Here is a 23,814-nt window from a genome sequence, read left to right as displayed (position 1 = left end):
GATCAGCCCGCCCGCGGGGGCGGGCCGGGTCACAGCAGCGTCCCCTCCAGCAGGCTGTCCGCCGCGGCGCGGGCCGCATCCGTCACCCGCTCGCCCGCCAGCATGCGGGCGATCTCCTCGCGCCGCTCGCGCCGGTCGAGCGGCTCGACCACCGTCGCGGCGCGCTCGCCCTTCACCCGCTTGGCGACGCGGAGCTGCTGGCCGCCGCGGGCCGCGACCTGCGGGCTGTGCGTGACCACCAGCACCTGCAACCGCTCGGCGACGCGCGCCAGCCGGTCGCCCACGGCCGCCGCGGTGGCGCCGCCGATGCCGGCATCCACCTCGTCGAAGACCAGGGTCGGCACCGGCGAGCCGCGGGCCAGCACCACCTTCAGCGCCAGCATCAGCCGCGACAGCTCGCCGCCCGAGGCGATCTTCTGCAGGTGCCCCGGCGCCTGGCCGGGATTGGTGGCGACGAGGAAGGTGACGCGATCCATGCCATCACCCGACCAGCCGCCCTCCTCCCGCGCCGCGACCTCGACGAGGAAGCGGGCGCGGTCGAGCTTGAGCGGCGGCAGCTCCTTGGCCAGCGCCGTCTCCAGCCGCTTGGCCGCCGCCTGCCGCGCCTCGGTCAGCGCCCGGCCGGCGGCGAGATAGGCGGTGCGCGCCGTCGTCGCCGCCTGCTCCAGCCCGGCGACGCGCTCGGTGCCGGCATCGAGCGCGCCGAGACGCTCCTTCAGCTCGGCCAGCAGCCCCGGCAGCTCCACCACGGCGACGCCATGCTTGCGAGCGGCGGCGCGCAGGCCGAAGAGCCGGTCCTCGAGCTGCTCCAGCCGGCGCGGATCGGGCCCGCCCTCGCTCAGCAGGCGCTCGAGCAGGGTCTCCGCCTCGGCCACCGCATCCTGCGCCTGGGCGAGGGCGGCGAGGGCCGGCTGCGCCGCCTCGTTCGGGGCCGGCAGCCGCTCCAGCGCCCGCGCCGCGTTGCGCAGCGCCTCGGCCGGGCCGCCGCGGCGGCGGTCGCGCGGCTGCAGCTCGGCCAGCGCCGCGGCGATGCTCTCGCTGCGTCGCTCGCCCTGCTGCAGGCGCTGCCGCTCCCCGCTCAGCTCGTCCTCCTCGCCCTCGACCGGGGCGAGGTCGGACAGCTCCTGGACGGCGTGGCGGAGGAATTCCTCGTCCCGCTGGGCGGCCGCGATGGCCTCGCGCGCCGTGGCCAGGGCGCGCTCCGCCTCGCGCCAGCCGCGCCAGGCCGTCGCCGTGGCCTGGCGTCGGGCATCCAGCCCGCCGAAGGCATCCAGCAGCCCGGCATGCGTCGCGGGATCGGCGAGGCCGACCTGGTCGTGCTGGCCCTGCACCTCGACCAGGGTGGCGGCGAGGCGGCGCAGCAGCGCGACGCCGACCGGCTGGTCGTTGACGAAGGCGCGGCTGCGGCCATCCGCCTGCACCACCCGGCGCAGCACCAGCGCGTCGTCGCGCTCGATATCCTGCTCGGCCAGCAGGGCGAGCGCCGGATGGCCCTCGGGCGGCAGGAAGACGGCGGTGACCGAGCATTGCGCCTGGCCGGCGCGGACCATGCCCGCTTCCGCCCGGGCGCCGCAGGCGAGGCCGAGGCTGTCGAGCAAGATCGACTTGCCGGCGCCGGTCTCGCCCGTCAGCACCGTCAGGCCGGTGCCGAAGGCGAGATCGAGCCGCTCGATCAGGACGACGTCGCGGATCGCGAGGGATGCCAGCATGGGCGGGGCTACAACGCCCTCAGAAGACCCAGTTCCAGGCGCGCGCCATCAGGCCGGGACGGTCCTGCGCCGAGGCCGGGGCACCGTCCACCAGCAGGGCGTAGCTGTCCTGGTACCAGGAGCTGCCCGGGAAATTGTGCCCGAGCACGGAAGCGGTCTTCTTCGCCTCCTCGGTCAGGCCGAGCGTCAGGTAGATCTCGGTCAGGCGGTGCAGCGCCTCCGGCACATGGTTGGTGGTCTGGTAGTCCTCGACGACGCGCCGGAAGCGGCCGATCGCCGCGGCGTAGAGGCGCTGGCGCTGGTAGAAGCGGCCGATATTCATCTCCTTGCCGGCGAGGTGGTCGCGGGCGAGGTCGATCTTCAGCCGGGCGTCGCGGGCATAGGCGGTGTCGGGGAAGCGGTTCACCACGTCCTGCAGCGCCGCCATGGCCTGTTCGGTCGGGCGCTGGTCGCGCTGCGCATCGGCGATCTGCTCATAGTAGCAGAGGGCGCGCAGATAGAAGGCGTAGGCGATGTCGCGATGCGCCGGATGCAGCTGGATGAAGCGGTCGAGCGCGCCGATGGCCTCGGTGTAGCGGTTGCGCTGGTACTCGGCATAGGCCGACATCAGCTTGGCGTTGGTGGCCCAGGTCGAATAGGGATGGTCGCGCTCGATCTGGTCGAAATAGTCGGCCGCCGGGGCGAAGCGCCGCGCCTGCAGCGCCTCGACGCCGGCGGCGTAGAGGCCCTCGGGCGTGTTGTCGTAGGTGGCGTTCGCCGCCACCCGGCGCTCGGCATCCAGCGAGCTCTGCTTGCCGTCCCAGTCGCTGAACCAGGAACAGCCGGGCAGGGCGACAAGGCCGAGTCCGAGGGCAAGCAGGGGGAGGACGCGTCGAATCATCATGGCCTGGTCGCTGGTGTGCCACGGCGCCGACGCGCCGCCTGAGCGGGGGCGGGGCCGCGTTGCGGACAAATCCACCCGATGCCCCGCTGCTCTATAGCACGCCGGCGGGCCGGTCCACAGGACCGCCCGGGCCCGGTCCCGCCCGCGCCGCATCCCGGCGCGAGACCAGCGGGGATCAGGCGACGGCGGCGGCGGCGGCCGCGGCGACCGGCATCCGGGCGCCGCCATCGACCGAGGCGCCACCGGGCAGGGCCCGCCAATTCGCCCGGTCGGCGAAGAGGGCGCGCAGCAGCCTGTTGTTCAGGGCGTGGCCGGACCGGTAGCCGTTGAAGCGGCCGCGGAGCGGCGCGCCGGCGAGGGCCAGGTCGCCCACCACGTCCAGCAGCTTGTGCCGCACGAACTCATCCGGGCGCCGCAGCCCGCCCGGGTTCAGCACCAGCGGACCGTCCACCACCACCGCATTGGCCAGGCTGCCGCCGAGCGCGAGGCCGGCGGCGCGGAGCCGGGCGACCTCCTCGGCCATGGTGAAGGTGCGCGCCTCGGCCAGCTCGTCGCGGAAGGCCTGCGGCGAGAGGCGCAGCGCGAGGGACTGGCGGCCGATCGCCGGGGTCGGGAAATCGATGGTCAGGCTGGCCTCGAACTGGCTGCCGGCGGCCGGCGCCAGCTCCGCCCAGGCGGCGTCCGGGCCCTCGCCCTCCTGCACCCGCACCCGGCGCAGCACCTCGATCGCCTCGGTCTGCCGCAGGCCGAGGCCGCCATGCGCGACCAGGCCGACGCAGTCGATCAGGAAGACGAAGGCCGAGGCCGAGCCGTCCAGGATCGGCACCTCGGGACCGTCGAGCTCGACCAAGGCGTCATCGACGCCGCAGCCGGCCAGGGCGGCCATCACATGCTCGACCGTGCCGATGCGGTGCTGCGGCGACTCGACGAGGCCGAGCGCGGTGCAGAGCCGCGTGTCCACCACCTGATCGAACAGCGCGGGGACCTCGAAGCCGGCATCGGTGCGGCGGAACAGGATGCCCGTTCCCGGCGCCGCCGGCCGCAGGGTGAGCTGAACGCGACGGCCGCTGTGCAGGCCGATGCCGACGCAGCCGATGGCGGCCTTCAGCGTCCGGCGGCGACCCGTCTCCAGTGCGATATACCCGTCCATGCTTGCCTCTGCGAAGTCCGGGCCATGCCTTGCGGCCTCGGACCCAGTGCATAGGTGGCACCGCGTGTGCGCTGCGGCGAATAAAGGCTTGTTTCGTCATATTACTTCATAAGGCACTGTAATCGCTCGATAAATAAGTGTCCGAATGTATCCCAGGCAGGCCAGGTGAGGCGGCATGAAAAAAGCCGCCGCGGGGGCCGCGGCGGCGTGCGAGGCGAGTCCCGCCCCCTCTCAGGGCCGGGTCTCGGGGCCGGGGCGCCGCGGTCGCGGGCCCCGGCGGGGCGTCTCATACCAACCGCATCAGCCGTTCGACTGGCGGCGCAGGAAGCTCGGGATCTCGAGCGCCATGTCGTCCTGCTGCGGCATCCGCGTGGCCGGGCGCTGGGCGACCGGCTCCGGCGGCAGCTGGCTGGCAACCGGGGGGGGCGGCGCCTCGGGCAGGGCCCGTCGCATGAGCCCGCCGCCGGTGACGTTGCGGAACAGGGCGCGGAAGGTGCCCCCGGCCGAGGCGGGCTGCGGCGGCTGCCCGACGGGCCGCATATCGGCGCCGCCCACCATCGGCGCCGGCCGGCCGCCCGGCGCGGAATGCGGCGCCGGGGCCGGGGTCATCATCACCGGGGCCGTCTCCATCTCCTCCATCACCACCGGCACCGGGCCGAGCACGGGCCCGGCCGCCTCGGGGGCGGAGATCGGCGCGGCGGCATTCACCGCCGGGCGGAGGAAGGAGCCGGGGATGTTCATCGCGGTGCGGCGCTGCGTCGGCTGCCCGGTCGGCCCCGTGGTCGGACCCGTGGCCGGGCCCGGCACGGCGGCGCGGCCGCCGATGGTCGGCGGCGCGGCGCGGCCACCCGGGACCAGGGTCAGGCCCTCGGCCTTGCCGCCGGCGGTCGGCGCCACGGCCTGCGGCTGCACCGCATCGATGCCGGTGGCGACCACCGCCACGCGCAGCCGGCCGTTCAGGTCCTCCTCGACCGAGGAGCCGAAGATGATGTTGGCGTCCTCATCGACTTCCTTGCGGATGCGGTTCGCGGCCTCGTCGACCTCGAACAGCGTCATGTCGTAGCCGCCGGTGATGTTGATCAGCACGCCGCGGGCGCCGCGCAGCGAGGCGTCGTCGAGCAGCGGGTTGCTGATCGCCTTCTCCGCCGCCTTCACGGCGCGGTCGTCGCCCTCGGCCTCGCCGGTGCCCATCATCGCCTTGCCCATCTCCGCCATCACGGTGCGGATGTCGGCGAAGTCGAGGTTCACCAGGCCGGGCTTGATCATCAGGTCGGTGACGCCGCGCACGCCGTCATAGAGCACCGCATCGGCCATCTTGAAGGCCTCGGCGAAGGTGGTGCGCTCGTTCGCCATCCTGAACAGGTTCTGGTTCGGGATGATGATCAGCGTGTCGACGACCGATTGCAGCTCCTCGATGCCCTGCTCGGAGGCGCGGCGGCGCTTCGGGCCCTCGAAGTCGAAGGGCTTGGTGACGACGCCGACGGTCAGCACGCCGCGCTCGCGCGCCATGCGGGCGATCACCGGCGCGGCGCCGGTGCCGGTGCCGCCGCCCATGCCGGCGGTGACGAAGACCATGTGGCAGCCTTCGAGGTGCTTGGTCAGCTCCTCGGTCGCCTCCTCGGCGGCGGCGCGGCCGATCTCGGGCTTGGCGCCGGCGCCGAGGCCCTGCGTCAGATGCGGGCCGAGCTGCACGCGCGCCGGCGCCTTGCTGTGCATGAGGGACTGCGCGTCGGTGTTGGCGACGACGAACTCCACGCCCTCGAGGCCCATGGCGATCATGTTGTTGACCGCGTTGGTGCCGCCGCCGCCGACACCGATGACGGTGATGCGCGGGCTGAAGTCGGTGTGCTGGGAAACGGGCAGGGTGAGGTTGAGCGTCATGCGGGCATCTCCTCAGCGAATCCTAATGTTGGGCTGCGATTCGTGTCCTGGGTTGTGATGGGATTTTCCCATTTCATCCACAGGTTTTTCACAGATACGTGTGCCGTAAGGCGCACAGTGGGATGCAGGGTGGGGTGCGGAGCGCGTCCGTTCGGCTGGCGCATCAGGCGCGATCCCGCAGCCAATGCACCAGCCGGCGGAAGACGCCGGGCGGGCGATCAAGTCCCGGCAGCAGATCGATCAGCGGCCGTCCCTCGCCGCCGCACCAGGCGAGCAGGCCGAGCGGCGCGGCGAAGGCGGGGCCCTGCGCCGTCTCCGGCAGGCCGCGCACCGCATGCGGCCGGCCGAGGCGGACCTGCCGGTCGAGCACCCGGGCGGCGAGCTCGCGCGCGCCGACGAGTTGGCTGGCGCCGCCGGTCAGCACCACGCGCCGGCCCATCTCCTGCGACATGCCGGCGGAATCGAGCCGGTCGCGGATCAGCTCGAAGGTCTCCTCGAGCCGCGGGCGGATGATGCCGACCACCATGGCGCGCGGGATGCGGGCGATGTGGTCGTCCTCCTCGCCCACCATCGGCACCGGCAGCCATTCCCGCTCGTCCTCCGGCGCGCCGAGCACGCCGCCATGCAGCGTCTTCAGCCGCTCGGCATGCGCGACCGGCGTCGAGAGCAGCCGCGCCAGGTCGTTGGTCACGTGCCAGCCGCCGACCGGGAGCTGCGCGGTGTGCAGCAGGTGCCCCTCGGCGAAGACCGCGAAGCTGGTGGTGCCGCCGCCCATGTCGATGACCGTGGCGCCGAGCTGCTTCTCGTCCTCGACCAGCGTGGCGAGGCCGGCGGCGAAGGGGGCGGAGACCAGCTCGTCCACCTCGAGGTCGCAGCGCATCAGGCAGGCGCCGAGGTTGCGCAGCGAGGCCTGCGCCGCATCGACCAGGTGCAGCCGCGCCGTCAGCGTGTCGCAGATCATGCCGCGCGGGTCGTTCGCCCCGGGCGTCGCATCCACCATGAAGCCGAGCGGGAAGGCGTGCACCGTCTCGCGCCCGTCCTCGGCGCTGCGGCGGCGCCCCTCGTTCAGGATGGCGCGCAGGTCGGCCTCGGTCACCGGCCGGCCGCCGATGCCCCACTGGATGTTCTGGTGCCGCGATTCCGGCTGGCCGCAGGAGAGGTTGACGACGACGCTGTTCAGCCGGGTATCGGCCATCTCCTCGGCCTGGCCGACGGCGGCGCGGATCGCGCCCTCCGTCTCCTCCAGATCGACGATGCTGCCGCCCTTGATGCCGCGGGCCCGCTGCCAGCCGAAGCCGAGCACCCGCGCCTCGCCATCGTGCTCGATGCGGGCGATCAGGCAGACCAGCTTGGTGGTGCCGATGTCGAGGACGCCGAAGACCCCCGGCTTGGCGCCGCGGCGGCGGCGGGCCGGCTGCGGCGGATCGATGGCGGGGGGCAGGCGGGAGATCTGGTTCATCCGCGGCCACTCCTCGTCGTGCCCTGGGCCTTCTGGCCCGAGCCCGGCGGCTCCGGCGGCGGCTGCCCCGGCGCCATGCGCAGCACCAGCTTGTCCGGCAGGCGCAGGTCGATCGCGGCGAGCGGCCGGTCCATCAGCCCCTGCTTCGCCTGCAGCTCGGCGAGGCGGCCGATCGCCGCGGCCTCCTGCCCCTCGGGCAGCAGCACGTCGGCGCCGTTGCGCAGCCGCAGGTTCCAGCGCCGCTCGGAGACGCGCACCAGGGCGTGCACGCGCTCCTGCACCTCCGGCGCGTCGTGCAGCAGGTCGACGATCGGGCCCGCCGCGCGGTCGGCGCCGGCGCCGACGATCAGCGGCAGGCGGCCGAAGGCGCCGACATTCTCGGTGGCCACCACCTTGCCCTCGCGGTCGATGACCGCGAAGCGGCTCTCGCGCTGCCAGATGGCGAAGGGCTTCCGCTCCTCCAGCCGGACCTTGATGGTGTTGGGCAGCAGGCGCTCGACATGGGCGTGCTCGACCCAGGCGATCTGCTCGAGCTGCTCGCGCGCCCAGTGCGGGTCGAAGCCGAGGATCGGATCGCCGCGCCGCACCGAGAGCGCCTCGCGCACCAGCTCGGGCGGGGTGTTGCGCATGCCGTCGACCAGCACGTCCTGCACCTGCAGCCCGCCGCCCGCCGCGATCTCCGCCGCGCCGTCCCAGAGCGCGGCGAGGCGGCCATAGGGATCGGCCGCCATGACCGCGACCGCGGTGACGACGAGCGCGCCGGCGCCGAGCAGGCCGAGGCCGGCCGGCCGCAGCAACCCGCGGCGGCGGCGCAGCCAGAGCCGCAGCGAGGTCGGCCGGTCGAGCGCGCTGCCCGCCGTGCCGCGCGCACGGCGCGTCCCTCCCTCGCCGCGTTGCGGGCTACGCGCCATGGCGGGCCTGCTCCACCATCCAGGCGCAGAGCGCGGGGAAGGGGATGCCGACATGCGCCGCCTGCTCCGGCACCAGCGAGGTGCGGGTCATGCCCGGCTGGGTGTTGACCTCGAGCAGGAAGAGCCGGCCGGGCTCGCCCGCCGTGTCGTCGTAGCGGAAATCGGCGCGGGAGACGCCGCGGCAGCCGAGCGCCCGGTGGGCGGCCAGCGCCGCGGCCATGGCCTGGCGCTCGATCTCCGGATGCACCGGCGCCGGCACTGCGTGGCGGCTGCCGCCAGCGGCGTATTTCGCGTCGTAGTCGTAGAATTGCAGGTCGGTGGTGATCTCGGTCACCGCCAGCGCCCGGTCGCCCATGACGGCGACGGTCAGCTCGCGGCCGGGGATGTAGGGCTCGACCATGATGCGCGGGCCGAAGCGCCACTCGCGCGCGATGGCGGCGCGGCGGTTGTCGCCCTCGCGCAGGATGGTCACCCCGACCGAGGAGCCCTCGTTCGGCGGCTTCACCACGAAGGGCCGCGGCATCGGGTCGGCGGCCTCCAGCTCCTCCGGCGTCACCAGGCGGTGCGGCGGCAGCGGGATCTCGGCCGAGGCGAGCACCGCCTTCGCCGCCGGCTTGTCCATGGCGATGGCCGAGGCGCGGACGCCGGAGCCGGTATAGGGCAGGCCCAGCCAGTCCAGCACGCCCTGGATGCAGCCATCCTCGCCGAAGCGGCCGTGCAGCGTGTTGAAGACGGCATCGGGCTTGGCCGCCTGCAGCGCGGCGATGACACCGGCGAGATCCTCGCCCACCTCGACCGGCACCACCTCGAAGCCCGCCTCGCGCAGCGCCGCGATGCATTGCGCCCCGGAGGCGAGGCTGACCTCGCGCTCGGCCGAGATGCCGCCGAAAAGGACCGCGACGCGGGTCATGCCTGTGCTCCACCGGCCTGGGACCCGTCCGGCAGGGCGAGCCCGAGGCGCTTGATTTCCCATTCGAGCGCGATGCCGCTTTGGGCGAGGACGCGCGCCCGCACCGTCTCGCCCAGCGCTTCCAGCTCGGCGGCGGTGGCGCCGCCGGTGTTGAGCAGGAAGTTGCAGTGCTTCTCCGAGACCTGCGCGCCGCCGAGCGCGAGGCCGCGGCAGCCGGCGGCCTCGATCAGCGCCCAGGCCTTGTGGCCCGGCGGATTGGTGAAGGTCGAGCCGCCGGTGCGGGCGCGCACCGGCTGCGAGGCGTCGCGCGCCGCGCGGATATCCTCCATGCGCGTCGCAATCGCCGCGGGCGCGTCGGGCGCGGCGCGGAAGCGGGCGCGGATGACCACGGCACCCGCCGGCAGCCTGGCATGGCGATAGGCGAAGCCGAGCTCGCCCGCGGCGAGGCGGCGGATGCCGTCGGCGGTTGCGACCTCCGCCCAGTCCAGCACGTCCTTCACCTCGGAGCCGTAGGCGCCGGCATTCATCGCCACCGCGCCGCCGATGCTGCCCGGGATGCCGGAGAGGAATTCGAGGCCGCCGAGCCCGGCCGCCGCGGCGTGCTGCGCCACCGTGACGTCGAGCGCCGCGGCGCCGGCGGTGATGCCGTCCGGCTCCACGACGACCGCGCCGAAGCCGCCGCCGAGCCGCAGCGCGACGCCGGGCAGGCCGCCGTCGCGGATGATCAGGTTCGAGGCGGCGCCGAGCACGGTGAGCGGCATCCCGGCGGGCAGGCCGGCGAGCAGCGCCACCAGGTCCTCGGCATCGGCCGGCCGCACCAGCCACTCGGCCGGGCCGCCGACGCGGAACCAGGTGAAGGGCGCCAGCGGCGCGCCTGCCTGCACCCGGCCGCGGATGGCCGGGATCGCGCGCGGCCCGCCGGCGGCCATGGCCCCCCGCGCGCTCATGCCCGCCTCAGCGGCGTGACGCGGCCGCCCGGCTGCAGCGCCTGCAGCTGCTCCGGCAGGGCATGCGCCCAGCCGGTGATGCTGCCGGCGCCGAGGCAGACCACGTAGTCGCCTGGCTTGGCGATGGCGTTGACCATCTCGGCCAGGCTCTCCGGCCCCGGCAGCGGCACCACGCTGCGATGGCCGCGGGCGCGCAGCCCCTCGACCAGCGAATCCTTGTCGACGCCCTCGATCGGCGCCTCGCCGGCGGCGTAGACATCCGCCACGATGACCGTGCCGGCATCGTTCATGCAGGTGCAGAACTCCTCGAACAGCCCGGCGAGGCGCGAGTAGCGATGCGGCTGCACCACCGCGATGACGTCGCGCGCCCCGGCCTGGCGGGCCGCCTTCAGCACCGCCGCGATCTCGACCGGATGGTGACCGTAATCGTCGATCACCTGGATGCCGCCGGCCTCGCCGACGCGGGTGAAGCGGCGCTTGACCCCCTTGAAGCCGGCGAGGGCGCTGCGGATCGTCTCCTCGTCGATGTCCATCTCGACGCCGACCGCGATGGCGGCGAGCGCGTTCTGCACGTTGTGCTGGCCGAGCATGGGCAGGCGCATCGGCTTCATGCTGCGGGCGCGGCCGGTGGTGCGGTCCTGCACCGAGACGGTGAAGGTGGCGCCCATGCGGTCGGTCAGCAGCTTCTCCGCCCGGACATCGGCCTGCGGCGAGAAGCCGTAGGTGACGATGCGCCGGTCGAGCTTCGGGATCATCGCCTGCACCTCGGGATGGTCGAGGCAGAGCACGGCGAAGCCGTAGAAGGGGATGTTGCTGACGAACTGGGCGTAGCCCTCCTTCATCGCCTCGGCCGTGCCCCAGTGGTCGAGATGCTCGGCATCCATGTTGGTGACGATGGTGACGACCGAGGGCAGGCGGAGGAAGGAGCCGTCGCTCTCATCCGCCTCGACCACCATCCACTCGCCGTCGCCGAGCCGGGTGTTGGTGCCATAGGCGTTGACGATGCCGCCGTTGATGACGGTGGGATCGATCTTCGCCGCCTCGAGCACGCAGGCGATCAGGCTGGTGGTGGTGGTCTTGCCATGGGTTCCGCCGACCGCGATGGACCATTTCAGCCGCATCAGCTCGGCCAGCATCTCGGCCCGGCGCACCACGGGGATCAGCCGGGCGCGCGCCGCCTGGACCTCCGGGTTGTCCTTCTTCACCGCGGTCGAGACGACGACCACCTGCGCGGCGCCGAGATTCTCCGCGTCATGGCCGATCGAGACCGGGATGCCGGCCTCGCGCAGCCGGGCGACATTGTAGCCCTCGGCGATGTCGCTGCCCTGCACCTGGTAGCCCAGGTTGTGCAGGACCTCGGCGATGCCGGACATGCCGATGCCGCCGATGCCGACGAAGTGGATGGGGCCGATATTGAGGGGCAGGGCGCGCATTCAGGGGGAATCCTGCGGGGCTCGGGCCCGGACGAGGGAGAGGACGAGATCGGCGAGGCGGCGGGCGGCGTCCGGCCGGGCGAGGCCGGCGGCGGCGGCCGCGGCGCGCGCGAGGCCGGCGCTGTCGGCGAGCAGCGCCCCGAGCCGGGCGGCGAGCGCGGCCGGGTCGAGCATCGCCTGCGGCATCACCACCGCCGCGCCGGCATCGGCGAGCGCCCTTGCATTGGCGGACTGGTGGTCGTCGATCGCATGCGGCAGCGGCACGAGGATGCTCGGCCGGCCGGCGCAGGCCAGCTCGGCGACGGTGCCGGCGCCGGCGCGCGCCACGACGAGGTGCGCATTGGCCAGCCGGCCGGCGACATCGGGGAAGAAGGGGGAGAGCTCGGCCGGCACGCCGGCGGCGTCATAGGCCTCGCGCACCCGCGCCAGATCCTCCGGCCGGCATTGCTGCGCGACGACGAGGCGGCGGCGCAGCGCCTCGGGCAGAGCCGCGACGGCGCCGGGCACGATATCGGCGAAGATGCGGGCGCCGAGCGAGCCGCCGAGCACCAGCAGCCGCAGCGCCCCCTCGGTGCCGGGATAGGCGCCGCCCGCGAGCGCGGCGAGGGCCGGGCGCACCGGGTTGCCGACCAGCGCGATGCGGGCCCGCGCCGGCACGCTCGCCGTCGGGTCGTGCGACAGGGCGAGCCGGTCGGCATGCGGCGCGATCATGCGATTGGCGCGGCCGAGCACGGCGTTCTGCTCGTGCAGCACCGTCACCGGCCGGCGGCCAGGCAGCAGATGCGCGGCCAGCAGCGGCGGCACGCTCGGATAGCCGCCGAAGCCGACCACGGCGGCGGCGTGCAGGTCGCGCAGCAGGCGCCGCGCCTGCAGGGTGCCGGCGGCCAGCGCGAGCGCGCCGCGCGCCGCCTTCAGCGCGCCGCGGCCCGAGAGGCCGGAGCCCTTCAGCACGAAGCGCTCGGCATTGGCGAAGGCCGGGCTGTCGAAGGCGGAGGAGCGGGCATCGGTCATCAGCGCGATGCGCTCGCCGCGCGCCAGCAGCTCGGCCGCCAGCGCCTCGGCCGGGAACAGGTGCCCGCCCGTGCCGCCCGCCGCGATGACGATCGGATCCACCGCCGGGCCCCTCATTCCCGCCCCTCCAGCCGCGGGCCGCGGCGGCGCGTCAGCGCCAGCAGCATGCCCATGCCCATGGCGATGGCGAGCACCGAGGAGCCGCCATAGGAGACGAAGGGAAGCGTCATCCCCTTGGTCGGGATCAGGTGCAGGGTGGAGGCCATGTTGACGAAGGCCTGCAGGCCGAACTGCGCCAGCAGCCCGGTCGCCGCCAGCACCACGAAGAGGTCGCCCTCGGCCATCAGCCGCCACAGGCCGCGCACCACCACGAAGGCGAAGAGCAGCAGGATCACGGCGCAGATGATGAAGCCGAATTCCTCCCCGGCCACGGCGAAGACGAAATCGGCATGCGCGTCCGGGATCAGGTTCTTCACCCGTCCCTCGCCGGGGCCGCGGCCGAACAGCCCGCCATAGCCGAAGGCCTCCATCGACTTGGTGATCTGGAAGGTATCGCCGGCCGCCGGATCGAGGAAGCGGTCCACGCGGCTGCGCACATGCGGCAGGATGAAATAGGCGCCGATGGCCAGGCCGACACCGCCGAGCGCGCTGATGCCGACCAGCAGCAGGTTCAGCCCGGCCACGAAGGACTGCGCCAGGAAGACCGAGACCACCACCATCAGCATGCCGAAATCCGGCTGCGACTTCAGCACCACGGCGATGACGGCCAGCAGCCCGAGCGCCAGGGCCGGCCAGAAGATCCGCGGATGCAGCAGGCCGAGGTCGCGCGGCCGGCCGGCGGCCAGCCGCGCCATGCCGGCTTCCTTGCCGAGGGAGAGCAGCCAGGCCGTCACCACCGCGAAGCAGGGCTTGAGGAATTCCGAGGGCTGCATGGTGCCGAGCAGGGGGAAGTTCAGCCAGCGCCGCGCCCCCTTGGTCTCGAAGCCGATCACCAGCGTGGCGGCGGTCAGCGCCAGGGCCGCCAGGCAGCCGAGCAGGGCGAAGCGCCGCACCCCCTTCGGCGAGAGCAGCGAGACGATCACCATCAGCGCCGCGGCGAGCGCCAGGAAGACCACTTGCTTGACCAGCAGCAGGGAGCGCGAATCGCTGCCGACGACCCGCTCGGCGACCGCCGGCGAGGCGGCCAGCATCATCACGTAGCCGAAGCCGATCAGCGCCAGCAGCGCCGCCAGCGTCCAGCGGTCGATGGTCCACCACCAACGCCCGAGGATGGAGTTGTCGGCACGGCTGATGGCCATCAGGCGGCCCTCCCGCAAGGGGGTGGCGATGGGGACGAGGAGGGCGCGGCGAGCCCGGCGACCAGGGCGCGGAAGCGGTCGCCGCGCGCGTCGTAGCCGGTGAACTGGTCCCAGCTCGCGCAGGCCGGGGAGAGCAGCACCACCGGCGCGGCGCCGGCGAAGGCGGCCTCGGCGGCGCGCGGCAGGGCGGCGTCGAGCGTGCCCGCGACCTCGTGCGGCACGCCATGCGCGGCGAGGGTGGCGGCGAGGATCGGCGCGTCGCGGCCGATCAGCACCGCGCGCGCGATGCGCGGCAAGAGCGGCGCCAGGCTCTCGATGCCGCCCTCCTTCGCCGTGCCGCCGGCGATCCAGACCACGCGGTCGTAGCTCGCCAGCGCCCGCGCGGCGCTGTCGGCATTGGTCGCCTTGCTGTCGTTGACGAAGCGGACGCCGCGGATCTCGCCGACCTGCTCCTGCCGGTGCGGCAGGCCGGGATAGCGGCGCAGCCCCGCCGCGACCGCCTCCCGCGACAGGCCGAGATCGAGCGCGACCGCCGCGGCGGCGGCGGCGTTCTGCGCATTGTGGCTGCCGGGCAGGGCAGGGGCCTCGCGCAGGTCGAGCAGCGGGCCGGCCTCGTCGCGCAGCAGGCTGCCCTCGGCCCAGATCCCGCCGGGCTGCCGCGCCTCGCCCGAGATCGGCCGGAAGCGCCCCCGAACCTGGCCGCGGAGCGCCCGGCTGCCGGCATCGTCCATGCCGAGCACCGCGAGATCCTCCGGCCGCTGCCGCGCGAAGACCTGCGCCTTGGCCGCGGCATAGCCGGCCATGTCGCCATGCCGGTCGAGATGGTCCGGCGAGAGGTTCAGCATCACGGCATGATCGAACCGCACCGCCACCAGGCGCTCGAGCATGTAGGAGGACATCTCGAGCACATAGGTGCCGGCATCGCCGAGCAGGTCGAGCGACAGGGCAGCGGGGCCGAGATTGCCGCCCGCCTCGGCGCTCCGCCCGGCCTGCCGCAGCAGGTGGTGCAGCAGCGCGGTCGTCGTCGACTTGCCGTTGGTGCCGGTGATGCCGACGAAGCCGGCGCGCGAGCCGGCGGCGAGGAGGGCACGCTGCAGGTATTCGACGTCGCAGAGCACGGGCCGCCCGGCGGCGATGGCGGCGGCGGCGGCCGGATGCGGCTGCGGCAGGCGGTGCGGGATGCCCGGCGAGAGCAGCAGCGCATCCCAGCGGAAGGCGCCCTCGGCCGGATTCGCCAAGGCGAGGCCGGCCGCCGCCGCGGCGGCGCGCGCCTCCGGCCGGTCGTCCCAGCAGGTGACCTCGGCGCCCCAGGCGGCCAACCGCGTCGCCGCCGGCATCCCGGCCTTGCCGAGGCCGAGGAGGGCAATGCGTTCGCCGGCGAAGGGGGTGAATGCGCTCATCGGATCTTCAGCGTCGAGAGCCCGACGAGGGCCAGCACCATCGCCACGATCCAGAACCGGATCACGATGGTCGGCTCCGCCCAGCCCTTCTTCTCGAAATGGTGGTGCAGGGGCGCCATGAGGAAGACGCGGCGCCCGGTCCGCTTGTACCAGAAGACCTGGATGATGACGCTCACTGTTTCGACGACGAAGAGCCCGCCGACGATCGCCAGCACGATCTCATGCTTCGTCGCCACCGCGACGGCGCCGAGCGCGCCGCCGAGCGCGAGCGAGCCGGTATCGCCCATGAAGACCGCGGCCGGCGGGGCGTTGAACCAGAGGAAGCCGAGGCCGGCGCCGATCAGTGCGGCGCAGAATACCGCCAGCTCGTTGGCGCCCGGCACCGCATGCAATTGCAGGTAATCCGCCAGCACGCGGTTGCCGACCAGATAGGCGATGAGCGCGAAGACGCCGGCCGCGATCATCGTCGGCACGATCGCCAGCCCATCCAGCCCATCGGTCAGGTTCACCGCGTTGGACGCGCCCATCATCACCAGCATCCCGACCAGCGGGAAGAAGGCGCCGAAGGGAATCAGCATGTCCTTGAAGAGCGGCAGGGCGAGGCCGCCGGCGATCGCCGGCGGGTGCACCCACCAGATCCAGGCGGCGCCGACCAGCCCGACGCCGGCCTGCACCGCCAGCTTCATCCGCCCCGACACGCCCTTGGTGTTGCGCTTGGTGACCTTCAGCCAGTCATCGGCGAAGCCGAGCAGCCCGTAGGTGACCGTCACCAGCAGCACCGCCCAGACCAGGCCGTTGCGCAGGTCGGCCCAGAGCAGGGTGCCGATGACGAGGGCGAGCAGGATCAGCACGCCGCCCATGGTGGGCGTGCCCTTCTTGGTCACCAGATGGCTCTGCGGCCCGTCGGTGCGGATCGGCTGGCCGCCGCGCTGGAAGCCGCGCAGCCAGCGGATCACCGCCGGGCCGAGGACGAGCGAGAAGACGAGGGCGGTCAGGCAGGCGGCGCCGGCGCGGAAGGTGGTGTAGCGCACCAGGTTGAAGAGGGCGAATTCCTCGGCGAAGGGCGCCAGCAGGTTGAAGATCACGTCGGCAACTCCGTCAGCGCCCGCACCACCAGGGCCATCCGGCTGCCCAGCGCACCCTTGACCAGCACCACGTCGTCCGGACGCAGCGCCTCCCTCACGATCGGCGCCAGCGCGGCGCTGTCCGCCGCATGCGCGCCCCGCCTCGCCGGCGGCAGGAGCGCGTAGAGCCGCGCCATCTCGGGCCCACAGCAGAAGACCAGATCCGCCTTACCAGCTTCTGGAGCGAGGCCGGCATGCAGCGCCGCCGAGAACTCGCCGAGCTCGCGCATGTCGCCGAGCACCGCGATCCGCCGGCCGCCGGGCCGCAGCGCGAGGGTGCGCAGCGCCGCCCGCATCGCCGGCGGCGCCGCGTTGTAGCTCTCGTCGATCAGCAGCGCCGTGCCGCCCGGCACCGCGATCTCGCGCGGCGCGCCGCGGCCCGCGCCCGGCGCATAGGCGGCGAGCGCCGGCGCGACGCGGCGGGCATCGAGGCCGAGCGCCTGCACCACGGCCAGCGCGCAGCAGGCATTGGCCGCGTGATGCAGGCCCATCGCCGGCATGATCACCTCGACCCTGCCGCCGCCGAGCGCGACCAGGGCGCGGGTGCGGCCGTCGCGCAGGATGCCGGCCTCGGCCAGCCGCACCTCCGCCGCGGGATGCTCGCCGAAGCCGATGACGCGGGCCGCGCCGGCGGCGCGCGCGAGCGCCGCCAGCCGGTCGAAGAACGCGGAGTCGCGCGGCAGCACGGCGACGCCGCCCGGCTCGAGGCCGGCGGCGATGCTGCCCTTCTCCTCCGCCACCGCCTCGAGGCCGCCCATATGGCCGATATGCGCCTCGCCGATCGCCGTCACCGCGCTCACATGCGGCCGGGCGAGGCGGGAGAGGGGCAGGATCTCGCCCGGGTTGTTCATGCCGATCTCGATCACCGCGAAGGCGGTCCCGGCCGGCATGCGGGCGAGGGTGAGCGGCACGCCCCAATGGTTGTTGTAGGAGGCGACGGCGGCATGCGTCGGGCCGAGGCTGCCGAGCAGCAGCCGCAGCATCTCCTTGGTGCCGGTCTTGCCGACGCTGCCGGTCACCGCCGCGATCCGGCCCGCGCAGCGGGCGCGGCCGGCGGCGCCGAGCGCGCGCAGCCCCTCCAGCGTGTCGGCGACCCGCAGCAGCGGCGCATCGGGCGCGAGGCCGGGCAGGTCGCGGTCCACCATCGCCGCGGCGGCGCCGCGCGCCAGCGCCTCGGCGACGAAATCATGGCCGTCCCGCACGTCGCGCAGCGCGACGAAGAGGTCGCCCGGCGCCAGCGTCCGCGTGTCGATCGAGACGCCGGAGACCGGCAGGGCGGAGCCGAGGCTGCCGCCCGTCGCCTGGCGCAGCGCCGCGGCGGTCCAGAGGCTCATGCTGCGCCTCCCGCCAGCGCGCGCACCACGGCCGCGTCGTCGAAGGGCTGCGTCACGCCCTGGATGGTCTGGCCGCTCTCATGGCCCTTGCCGGCGACCGCCAGCACGTCGCCCGGGCCGAGATCGGCGAGCGCCGCGGCGATGGCGGCGCGCCGCTCGCCGGCATCGATGCCGCCCGGGCAGCCGGCCAGCACCGCGGCGCGGATCGCCGCCGGATCCTCGGAGCGGGGATTGTCGTCGGTCACCCAGCAGCGATCCGCCTCGGCCGCGCAGGCCGCGCCCATCAGCGGGCGCTTGCCCGGGTCGCGGTCGCCGCCGGCGCCGAAGACCACCTGCAGCCGGCCGCCCGGCGCGACATGCGGCCGCAGCGCCGCGAGCAGGCGCGTGAGCGCATCCGGCGTATGGGCGTAGTCGACATAGACCGCGGCGCCGTTCGGCAGCCGGGCGGCGAGCTCCATCCGCCCGCGCACCCCGGCGAGGCGCGGCGCCAGCGCCAGGGCGCGCCCGGGCGCCATGCCCACGGCGATGGCCAGCGCCAGGGCCATCAGCACGTTGTCCGCCTGGAACCGCCCGGGCAGGGCCAGCTCCAGCGACTGCCGCGTGCCGCAGGCATCGAGCTCGATCACCTGGCCCGCCGGCAGCGGGCGCTGCGCCAGCAGGCGGAGATCGGCGCCCGCCTCGCCGAGGGTGAGCAGGCGCAGCCCGCGGCGCGCGGCGATGCCGCGCAGCGCGGCGAGGGTCCCGGCCTCCATGTCGGCATTGACCGCGGCGGCGGCGCCCGCCGGCAGCAGCGCCTCGAAGAGCCGCAGCTTGGCGGCGCGATAGGCCTCCATGCCGCCGTGATAATCGAGATGGTCGCGCGTCAGGTTGGTGAAGCCGGCGGCGGCAAGCCGCACGCCGTCGAGCCGGCGCTGCTCGATGCCGTGCGAGGAGGCCTCCAGCGCCACCCGGTCGATGTCGGCCCGCGCCAGCGCGGCGAGCTGGGCGTGCAGCGCCACCGGGTCCGGCGTGGTGAGCGAGGGGCCGGGCGGCACGCCCTCGGCGATCAGCCCGAGCGTGCCGAGCGAGGCGGCGCGGGCGCCGTCCAGCGTCCAGAGCTGGCGCAGGAAGTCGACGCTGCTGGTCTTGCCGTTGGTGCCGGTGACGGCGACGGCGATGCCGGGCTGCGGCGCGTGCAGGGCCGCGGCCATCAGGGCGAGGGCGCGGCGCGGATCCTCGGCCGCGAGCAGCGGCCGGGCGGCGACGCCCTCCGGCCAGGCGGTGCCGGCGGGGGCGAGGATCGCGGCGGCGCCGGCGGCCACCGCCTGGCCGATGAAGGCGCGGCCATCCGCCCGCGCGCCGGGCAGCGCCGCAAAGACGAAGCCGGGCCGCACGGCCCGGCTGTCGGCGGTCAGTCCGGCGATCTCGACAACGGCCGCCCCGATCAGCGGCGGCGCGACGATGCCGGCCCGGTGGCTGAGCTCATCGAGACGCAAGGCCGGCCTCGTCCATCGCATCGGGGACGGCGGCGAGCCGGAAGGGCGCTGGTGCCTCGGTGCGGCGCAGGGCAGGGGGTTGCAGGGTCGTCGGCGGCACGGGCACGGGCTGCGCCGGCGGGTTGGGCGCGGCGGGCGTGGCGGCGGCCGGGATGTTGGCGCGGGGCGCGGCCGGGGGCGCGGTGGGCGCCGCGGCGACCGGCGCCTTCGGCGCGCCGCCGGCGGGGCGGCCCGGCTGCAGCGGGATCGAGAGGCCCTGCTGGATCTGCGCCATCCGCTCGGTCTCCGGCACCATGCCGAGGACCGGGGCGATGCGGGCGATCACCGCGCCGGCGGCGGGGGCGGCGACCCAGCCGGCGGTCGCGTAGCCATGGCTCTTCGCATTCGGCTTCGGCTCGTCGACCATGACGTAGATGGCGTAGCGCGGCGCGTTCATCGGGAAGGCGCCGACGAAGGCGGCGATGCGCTTGTCCTTCTGGTAGCCGCCGCGGGCGGTGGTCTTCTCCGCCGTGCCGGTCTTGCCGCCGACGAAATAGCCCGGCACGTCGGCGCCCTTGCCCGAGCCGTCGGTGACGACGAGGCGCATCAGCCGGCGCATCGTCTCCGAGGTCTTCTCCGACAGGACGCGGGTGCCCTCGCGCGGCTGGCCGTCGGGCTGCGCCACCAGGGTCGGCTGGCGCAGGATGCCGCCATTGGCCACCGCCGAGACGCCGGTGATGACGTGCAGCGGCGTGACCGAGATGCCGTGGCCGAAGCCGATGGTGAAGGTGTTGATCTCCTTCCAGCCATTCGCCGAGGGGGCGAGCGGCCGGGCGGTCTCGGGCAGCTCCACCTGCAGCCGGTTGAGCATGCCCATGCGGCCCATGAACTCGCGGTGCCGCTGCGGCCCCATGAGCTGCGCCATGTGCGCGGCGCCGAGGTTCGAGGAATAGGCCAGCACCTCGGGGAAGACGAGGATGCGGTTCTTCCCCTTGTAGTCGCTGATGGTGAAGCGGCCGTAATGGATCGGGTGCCGCGCGTCGAAGGTGCTCCAGATATTGGCGGCGCCGGCATCGAGCACCATCGAGGCGGTCAGCAGCTTGAAGGTCGAGCCCGGCTCGTAGACGCCGACCGTCGCGCGGTTGAAATGCGGGTCCTGGTCCTGGCGCACCGGCTTCGGCGCGGCCGGGCGGGCCACGACCTTGCGGATGGGCGAATCGGATTCCACCTCGGCCGAGCGCTGCTGCACCCCGCCGGGATCGGAGGCGTCGAAATCCGGCAGGCTGACCATCGCCAGCACTTCCGCCGTGTTCACGTCCATCACCACCCCGGCGCCGCCGACGCCATTGAAGTCGGCGATGGCCTTCTCGACCGAATCGCGCAGCGCCACCTGCAGGCGGACATCGATCGACAGGCGCAGCGGATCGTGGCTGCTGCGCAGCCGCTGGTCGAAATGCTTCTCGACGCCGGCGATGCCATGGCCGTCGATGTCGACCTGGCCGAGGACATGCGCCGCCGCCCGGCCCTGCGGATAGAGGCGCCGCTCGGCGGGGCGGAAATGGAAGCCGGGAACGCCGAGATCGTTCACCGCCTGCTGCTGCCGCGGCGGCAGGTTGCGGGCGATGTAGGCGAACTGCACCGGCCGCTCGCTGTCGCCGACGGTGCGCTGGCTGATGCGGGCGATCAGCCGCTCGCGGTCGAGGCCGGGCAGGACGGCGCGCAGCTTGTCGGCCGCCTCGACCGGGTCGTTGATCTCCTGCGGGTTGGCGTAGAGCTCGGTCACCTGCAGGGAGACCGCCAGCACCTCGCCGTTGCGGTCGGTGATGGCGGCGCGGCCGATGCTCGGCGTGCCGTCCGGCACGCGCGGCGCGGCGCGCAGCTTCGGCGTGGCCGGGGCGACGATGGTGGCGATGGCCAGCTTCACGCTGACCGCGCCGAAGAGCGCGGCGAAGCCGGCGGCGGCGATCACCAGGCGGCCGCGGGTGGTCTCGAGCTGCGCCTTGCGCACCAGGTCGGGCGCATGCGGGCGCGGCAGCGGCCGGGCCTCGGCGACGGGGCGCGCGGCGACGGTCCGGCCGGCCGGCATCGCGGAGGGGGAGGGGGGCGGCCGCAGCTCCCCGATCTCGTGCAGGTCACTCATCGGCCGCCCCCGAGGGTGGCGGCATTGGCGCTGCCGAAGGGCACGGGCGGCGCCAGCATCGGGCGGCCGCCGCCGAGCGCCGAGCCGAGCGCGATGGCGGGCGCCTCGGCCGGGCGCGGCGGCGCGAGCGCGGCGGCGGCGGCGATCTGGGTGCCGGCCGGGCGCGGCATCGGCGGCGCGATATGGGCGACCGCCGGGCGGACCGGCGAGGCGATCGGGCGCATCGGCGCGGTGACCGGCGGCAGCGCCGCGACCTCGGTGGCGGCGCGCAGCACCGGGCGCGGCGGCGGCAGCCGCACCGGGGCGAGGCGCGCGACCTCGACCGGCGCCGGCTTCGGCTCGGCGGCGCGCGGGGCCGGCTCGGCCGGGCGGGCGGCGACGGCCGGGGCGCGCCGCTCGGGGGCCGGGGCCGGCGGGGGCGCCGGCGGCGCGGCCGGGCGCGGCGCCGGGGCCTCGGCCACCGGCGCGGCCGGCTTCGGCGTTTCGGCGGCGGGCGGGCGGGCCGGCGCGGGGGCGGGCCGCGGCGCCTCGGCGAGCGGCAGCGAGACCGGTGCCGTCAGGGGCACCGCGAGGGGCGGCGGCGGGATCGGCAGCTCCTCGGCGAGGGTGGCGAGCTGCACCGGCTGCACCGGCTCCGGCACCCGCGGCAGCAGGGCGAGCTGCACCGGCCCCTCCTCCACGACCGGCGCGCGGGCGGCGAAGAGGGCCGCCGGCCCGTCATAGGCGACGGCGACGGGCAGCCGCCGCTCGGCCTCGTTCAGCCGCAGGAACTGGGCCGGCTGCATGGGCTCGAGCTGCAGGTGGCGCATCGCCACGCCGCGCAGCCGCTCCGGCTCGTTGAGCCAGGCCCATTCGGCGTGCAGCGCCTGGCTGCGGTCGTTGGCCTCGTCGATCGCCTTGCCGATGCTGCGCAGCTCGCGGTCCAGCAGCGCGACCTCGTGCTTGCTCTGATAGAGATGCAGACCTGCGAGGGCGGCCGCGAGGAAGGTGCACAGGCTGAGCGGGCGGAAGATCATGCGGCGTCCCGGGTATCGAGGCGTTCGATGGCGCGCAGCCGGCTGCTGCGGGCGCGCGGATTGGCGTGCGTCTCGGCCGCGCCCGGGCGGAGCGCCCGCGGCGTGAGGAGACGGAAGGCGGGCCGCCCGGCCGGCGCGGCCAGCGCGCCTGGATCGTGGCGGGAGGCGCCGCCGGCGCGGCCGGTGAGCTGCGCCATGAAGCGTTTCACGATCCGGTCCTCGAGCGAGTGGAAGGCGACGACGACGAGCCTGCCGCCGGGCGAGAGGAGCTGCGCCGCGGCGGCCAGGCCGCGCTCGACCTCGCCGAGCTCGTCGTTCACGGCGAGGCGGAGCGCCTGGAAGGAGCGGGTCGCGCGGTCGATGCCCGAGGGGTCGCGCGGCGTCACGCCGCGGATGATCTCGGCCAGGCGCAGGGTGGTGGTGATCGGCGCCTCCCGGCGGGCGGCGAGGATGGCGCGCGCGATCCGCCGCGCATGCCGTTCCTCCCCAAGCGTGAAGAGCAGATCCGCCAATTCCGAATCACCCAGGGTGTTGACGAGATCCGCGGCGGACCTCCCGGATTTCTCCATGCGCATGTCAAGCGGCCCATCGGCGCGGAAGGAGAAGCCGCGCCCGGCCTCGTCGAGCTGGAATGAGGAGACGCCGAGATCGAGCACGACGCCGTCGAGCGCGGCAATGCCCCGCGCCGCGAGCAGCTCCAGCATCTCGCCGAAACGGCCTTCCAGTAAATGAAGCCGGCCGGCGCAGCGCGCGGCGAGCGCGGCGCCGCGGGCGATCGCGTCCGGGTCGCGGTCGATGGCGTAGAGGGTGCAGCGGGCGGCGGCGAGGATGGCGGCGGCATAGCCGCCGCCGCCGAAGGTGCCGTCGCAATAGATCGCGTCGTCGCGCGGCGCGAGGGTTGCGAGCACCTCGGCCAGCATGACCGGGAGATGGGTGCCGGGGAGGGGCGCGGCGGGGGCGTCGCTCATACGTCGCCGCCCTCGTCCTCGGCCGCGAGCCGGGCCTCCTCCTCGGCGAGGCGCTCGGCCGACCAGATCTGGAAATAGGCGCCGAGGCCGGAGAAGCTGATCTCGCCATCGAGCCCGGCCTTGTCGGCGAGCTCCTTCGGCATGACGATTCGGCCCTCGGCGTCGGGGCGCAGCGTATGGATGCGCGAAACCAGCTTGCGCATGATCTTCTGATACTCGCCGGAGAGCTGGCTGAGGCCTGCGACCCGGCGCTCCACCTCGGCCATGTAGGCAGGGGCGGGCCAGACATCGATGCAGGCACCGAACCGCGATGGGGTGAGGACGATCTCCTCGGCGCCCAGGCGGCTCAGCGCGGCGCGGAAGCTAGCGGGCACGGAGATCCGGCCCTTCTTCGCGTCGAACGTCCCACCGAATGTGCCCGCAAAGCCGGACATCGCCCACTGACCGCCCCCCCGGGCCAAGGCGCCCCGCTCGATCAGCGGCCGGCGGGGCCCCCCGACCCCGCCGGCTCGCCCGACCATCCCGCCTCGGACCGCCCGCCCCCCCGAGCGTCTGGGTCCTTAACGGGATGCCATGGGATAGCACGGGATAATCTGGGACAGCAAGGGAGAATGCCGTTGCGGGGCACTAAGCTTCCGGTGCGAAATCCTCGATTCTTAGGGGTTTAGCTTGAAGACTCGCGTCGACTCCAGAAAACGGCTCATTGTCAATGGTATCCAGATCCCGGGACTCGGTTGTTCTTTGAGCGAGCCAAACGGGCCGGCGGCGACGCCCTTCGCGGGCGGC

19 protein-coding genes are annotated in these 23,814 nt (G+C 74.3%); all 19 read right to left on the bottom strand.

Annotated elements, in window-relative coordinates:
• Positions 1 to 29 precede the first annotated feature (29 nt).
• Positions 30 to 1,709, bottom strand: a complete 1,680-nt coding sequence (gene recN, locus DOO78_RS09475) for a DNA repair protein RecN (protein WP_111469509.1) — start codon at positions 1,707 to 1,709, stop codon at positions 30 to 32.
• Positions 1,710 to 1,728: 19 nt separating this feature from the next.
• Positions 1,729 to 2,592 (bottom strand): outer membrane protein assembly factor BamD, encoded by an 864-nt coding sequence (locus DOO78_RS09470; RefSeq protein ID WP_408887572.1) that lies wholly within the window; start codon positions 2,590 to 2,592, stop codon positions 1,729 to 1,731.
• Positions 2,593 to 2,767: 175 nt separating this feature from the next.
• Entirely contained in the window at positions 2,768 to 3,742 is a 975-nt protein-coding gene (lpxC, locus tag DOO78_RS09465) for a UDP-3-O-acyl-N-acetylglucosamine deacetylase (RefSeq protein WP_111469508.1), read from the bottom strand.
• Between the two features lie 300 nt (positions 3,743 to 4,042).
• A complete protein-coding gene (gene ftsZ, locus DOO78_RS09460; RefSeq protein ID WP_111469507.1) occupies positions 4,043 to 5,623 on the bottom strand; it encodes a cell division protein FtsZ in 1,581 nt (526 codons plus the stop codon).
• A gap of 163 nt (positions 5,624 to 5,786) precedes the next feature.
• Positions 5,787 to 7,082 (bottom strand): cell division protein FtsA, encoded by a 1,296-nt coding sequence (ftsA, locus tag DOO78_RS09455; RefSeq protein WP_111469506.1) that lies wholly within the window; start codon positions 7,080 to 7,082, stop codon positions 5,787 to 5,789.
• The gene (locus DOO78_RS09450) at positions 7,079 to 7,993 is read right to left on the bottom strand and encodes a cell division protein FtsQ/DivIB (protein ID WP_111469505.1); all 915 of its coding nucleotides are present in this window, start codon (positions 7,991 to 7,993) and stop codon (positions 7,079 to 7,081) included. The genes ftsA and DOO78_RS09450 overlap by 4 nt, the downstream gene beginning before the upstream one ends.
• Positions 7,983 to 8,903, bottom strand: coding sequence for a D-alanine--D-alanine ligase (locus DOO78_RS09445; RefSeq protein ID WP_111469504.1), 921 nt, complete (start codon positions 8,901 to 8,903; stop codon positions 7,983 to 7,985). Before DOO78_RS09445 ends, DOO78_RS09450 begins: the two co-directional genes overlap by 11 nt.
• Positions 8,900 to 9,850: a UDP-N-acetylmuramate dehydrogenase gene (murB, locus tag DOO78_RS09440; RefSeq protein WP_243634481.1), complete on the bottom strand. Its 951-nt coding sequence runs from the start codon at positions 9,848 to 9,850 to the stop codon at positions 8,900 to 8,902. The genes DOO78_RS09445 and murB overlap by 4 nt, the downstream gene beginning before the upstream one ends.
• Positions 9,847 to 11,283, bottom strand: a complete 1,437-nt coding sequence (gene murC, locus DOO78_RS09435) for a UDP-N-acetylmuramate--L-alanine ligase (protein ID WP_111469503.1) — start codon at positions 11,281 to 11,283, stop codon at positions 9,847 to 9,849. The genes murB and murC overlap by 4 nt, the downstream gene beginning before the upstream one ends.
• Positions 11,284 to 12,411, bottom strand: a complete 1,128-nt coding sequence (murG, locus tag DOO78_RS09430; protein WP_111469502.1) for an undecaprenyldiphospho-muramoylpentapeptide beta-N-acetylglucosaminyltransferase — start codon at positions 12,409 to 12,411, stop codon at positions 11,284 to 11,286.
• The gene (locus DOO78_RS09425) at positions 12,408 to 13,595 is read right to left on the bottom strand and encodes an FtsW/RodA/SpoVE family cell cycle protein (RefSeq protein WP_111469649.1); all 1,188 of its coding nucleotides are present in this window, start codon (positions 13,593 to 13,595) and stop codon (positions 12,408 to 12,410) included. Before DOO78_RS09425 ends, murG begins: the two co-directional genes overlap by 4 nt.
• Entirely contained in the window at positions 13,592 to 14,992 is a 1,401-nt protein-coding gene (gene murD / locus DOO78_RS09420) for a UDP-N-acetylmuramoyl-L-alanine--D-glutamate ligase (protein WP_111469501.1), read from the bottom strand. Before murD ends, DOO78_RS09425 begins: the two co-directional genes overlap by 4 nt.
• Positions 14,989 to 16,077, bottom strand: coding sequence for a phospho-N-acetylmuramoyl-pentapeptide-transferase (gene mraY / locus DOO78_RS09415; RefSeq protein WP_111469500.1), 1,089 nt, complete (start codon positions 16,075 to 16,077; stop codon positions 14,989 to 14,991). The genes murD and mraY overlap by 4 nt, the downstream gene beginning before the upstream one ends.
• Positions 16,074 to 17,450, bottom strand: a complete 1,377-nt coding sequence (locus tag DOO78_RS09410) for a UDP-N-acetylmuramoyl-tripeptide--D-alanyl-D-alanine ligase (RefSeq protein ID WP_111469499.1) — start codon at positions 17,448 to 17,450, stop codon at positions 16,074 to 16,076. The genes mraY and DOO78_RS09410 overlap by 4 nt, the downstream gene beginning before the upstream one ends.
• On the bottom strand, positions 17,447 to 18,925 hold the full coding sequence (locus tag DOO78_RS09405) for a UDP-N-acetylmuramoyl-L-alanyl-D-glutamate--2,6-diaminopimelate ligase (protein ID WP_408887571.1): 1,479 nt from the start codon (positions 18,923 to 18,925) through the stop codon (positions 17,447 to 17,449). Before DOO78_RS09405 ends, DOO78_RS09410 begins: the two co-directional genes overlap by 4 nt.
• The gene (locus tag DOO78_RS09400) at positions 18,912 to 21,044 is read right to left on the bottom strand and encodes a peptidoglycan D,D-transpeptidase FtsI family protein (RefSeq protein ID WP_111469497.1); all 2,133 of its coding nucleotides are present in this window, start codon (positions 21,042 to 21,044) and stop codon (positions 18,912 to 18,914) included. The genes DOO78_RS09405 and DOO78_RS09400 overlap by 14 nt, the downstream gene beginning before the upstream one ends.
• The gene (gene ftsL / locus DOO78_RS09395; protein ID WP_111469496.1) at positions 21,041 to 22,060 is read right to left on the bottom strand and encodes a cell division protein FtsL; all 1,020 of its coding nucleotides are present in this window, start codon (positions 22,058 to 22,060) and stop codon (positions 21,041 to 21,043) included. The genes DOO78_RS09400 and ftsL overlap by 4 nt, the downstream gene beginning before the upstream one ends.
• Positions 22,057 to 23,028 (bottom strand): 16S rRNA (cytosine(1402)-N(4))-methyltransferase RsmH, encoded by a 972-nt coding sequence (gene rsmH / locus DOO78_RS09390; RefSeq protein WP_243634480.1) that lies wholly within the window; start codon positions 23,026 to 23,028, stop codon positions 22,057 to 22,059. The genes ftsL and rsmH overlap by 4 nt, the downstream gene beginning before the upstream one ends.
• Entirely contained in the window at positions 23,025 to 23,462 is a 438-nt protein-coding gene (locus DOO78_RS09385; protein ID WP_165838807.1) for a division/cell wall cluster transcriptional repressor MraZ, read from the bottom strand. Before DOO78_RS09385 ends, rsmH begins: the two co-directional genes overlap by 4 nt.
• Positions 23,463 to 23,814 lie beyond the last annotated feature (352 nt).

This window comes from Roseicella frigidaeris, from assembly GCF_003258945.1.
GTDB lineage: Bacteria > Pseudomonadota > Alphaproteobacteria > Acetobacterales > Acetobacteraceae > Paracraurococcus > Paracraurococcus frigidaeris.
Note: the sequence above shows the minus strand (reverse complement) of the source record. Positions and strands in the feature narration are given on the sequence as shown.

Excerpts from the sequence above, each read along its gene's own strand:
- recN (WP_111469509.1), bottom strand. The coding sequence starts at position 1,709 with ATGCTGGCATCCCTCGCGATCCGCGACGTCGTCCTGATCGAGCGGCTC.
- DOO78_RS09470 (WP_408887572.1), bottom strand. The coding sequence starts at position 2,592 with ATGATGATTCGACGCGTCCTCCCCCTGCTTGCCCTCGGACTCGGCCTT.
- lpxC (WP_111469508.1), bottom strand. The coding sequence starts at position 3,742 with ATGGACGGGTATATCGCACTGGAGACGGGTCGCCGCCGGACGCTGAAG.
- ftsZ (WP_111469507.1), bottom strand. The coding sequence starts at position 5,623 with ATGACGCTCAACCTCACCCTGCCCGTTTCCCAGCACACCGACTTCAGC.
- ftsA (WP_111469506.1), bottom strand. The coding sequence starts at position 7,082 with ATGAACCAGATCTCCCGCCTGCCCCCCGCCATCGATCCGCCGCAGCCG.
- DOO78_RS09450 (WP_111469505.1), bottom strand. The coding sequence starts at position 7,993 with ATGGCGCGTAGCCCGCAACGCGGCGAGGGAGGGACGCGCCGTGCGCGC.
- DOO78_RS09445 (WP_111469504.1), bottom strand. The coding sequence starts at position 8,903 with ATGACCCGCGTCGCGGTCCTTTTCGGCGGCATCTCGGCCGAGCGCGAG.
- murB (WP_243634481.1), bottom strand. The coding sequence starts at position 9,850 with ATGAGCGCGCGGGGGGCCATGGCCGCCGGCGGGCCGCGCGCGATCCCG.
- murC (WP_111469503.1), bottom strand. The coding sequence starts at position 11,283 with ATGCGCGCCCTGCCCCTCAATATCGGCCCCATCCACTTCGTCGGCATC.
- murG (WP_111469502.1), bottom strand. The coding sequence starts at position 12,411 with ATGAGGGGCCCGGCGGTGGATCCGATCGTCATCGCGGCGGGCGGCACG.
- murD (WP_111469501.1), bottom strand. The coding sequence starts at position 14,992 with ATGAGCGCATTCACCCCCTTCGCCGGCGAACGCATTGCCCTCCTCGGC.
- DOO78_RS09410 (WP_111469499.1), bottom strand. The coding sequence starts at position 17,450 with ATGAGCCTCTGGACCGCCGCGGCGCTGCGCCAGGCGACGGGCGGCAGC.
- DOO78_RS09400 (WP_111469497.1), bottom strand. The coding sequence starts at position 21,044 with ATGAGTGACCTGCACGAGATCGGGGAGCTGCGGCCGCCCCCCTCCCCC.
- ftsL (WP_111469496.1), bottom strand. The coding sequence starts at position 22,060 with ATGATCTTCCGCCCGCTCAGCCTGTGCACCTTCCTCGCGGCCGCCCTC.
- rsmH (WP_243634480.1), bottom strand. The coding sequence starts at position 23,028 with ATGAGCGACGCCCCCGCCGCGCCCCTCCCCGGCACCCATCTCCCGGTC.
- DOO78_RS09385 (WP_165838807.1), bottom strand. The coding sequence starts at position 23,462 with ATGTCCGGCTTTGCGGGCACATTCGGTGGGACGTTCGACGCGAAGAAG.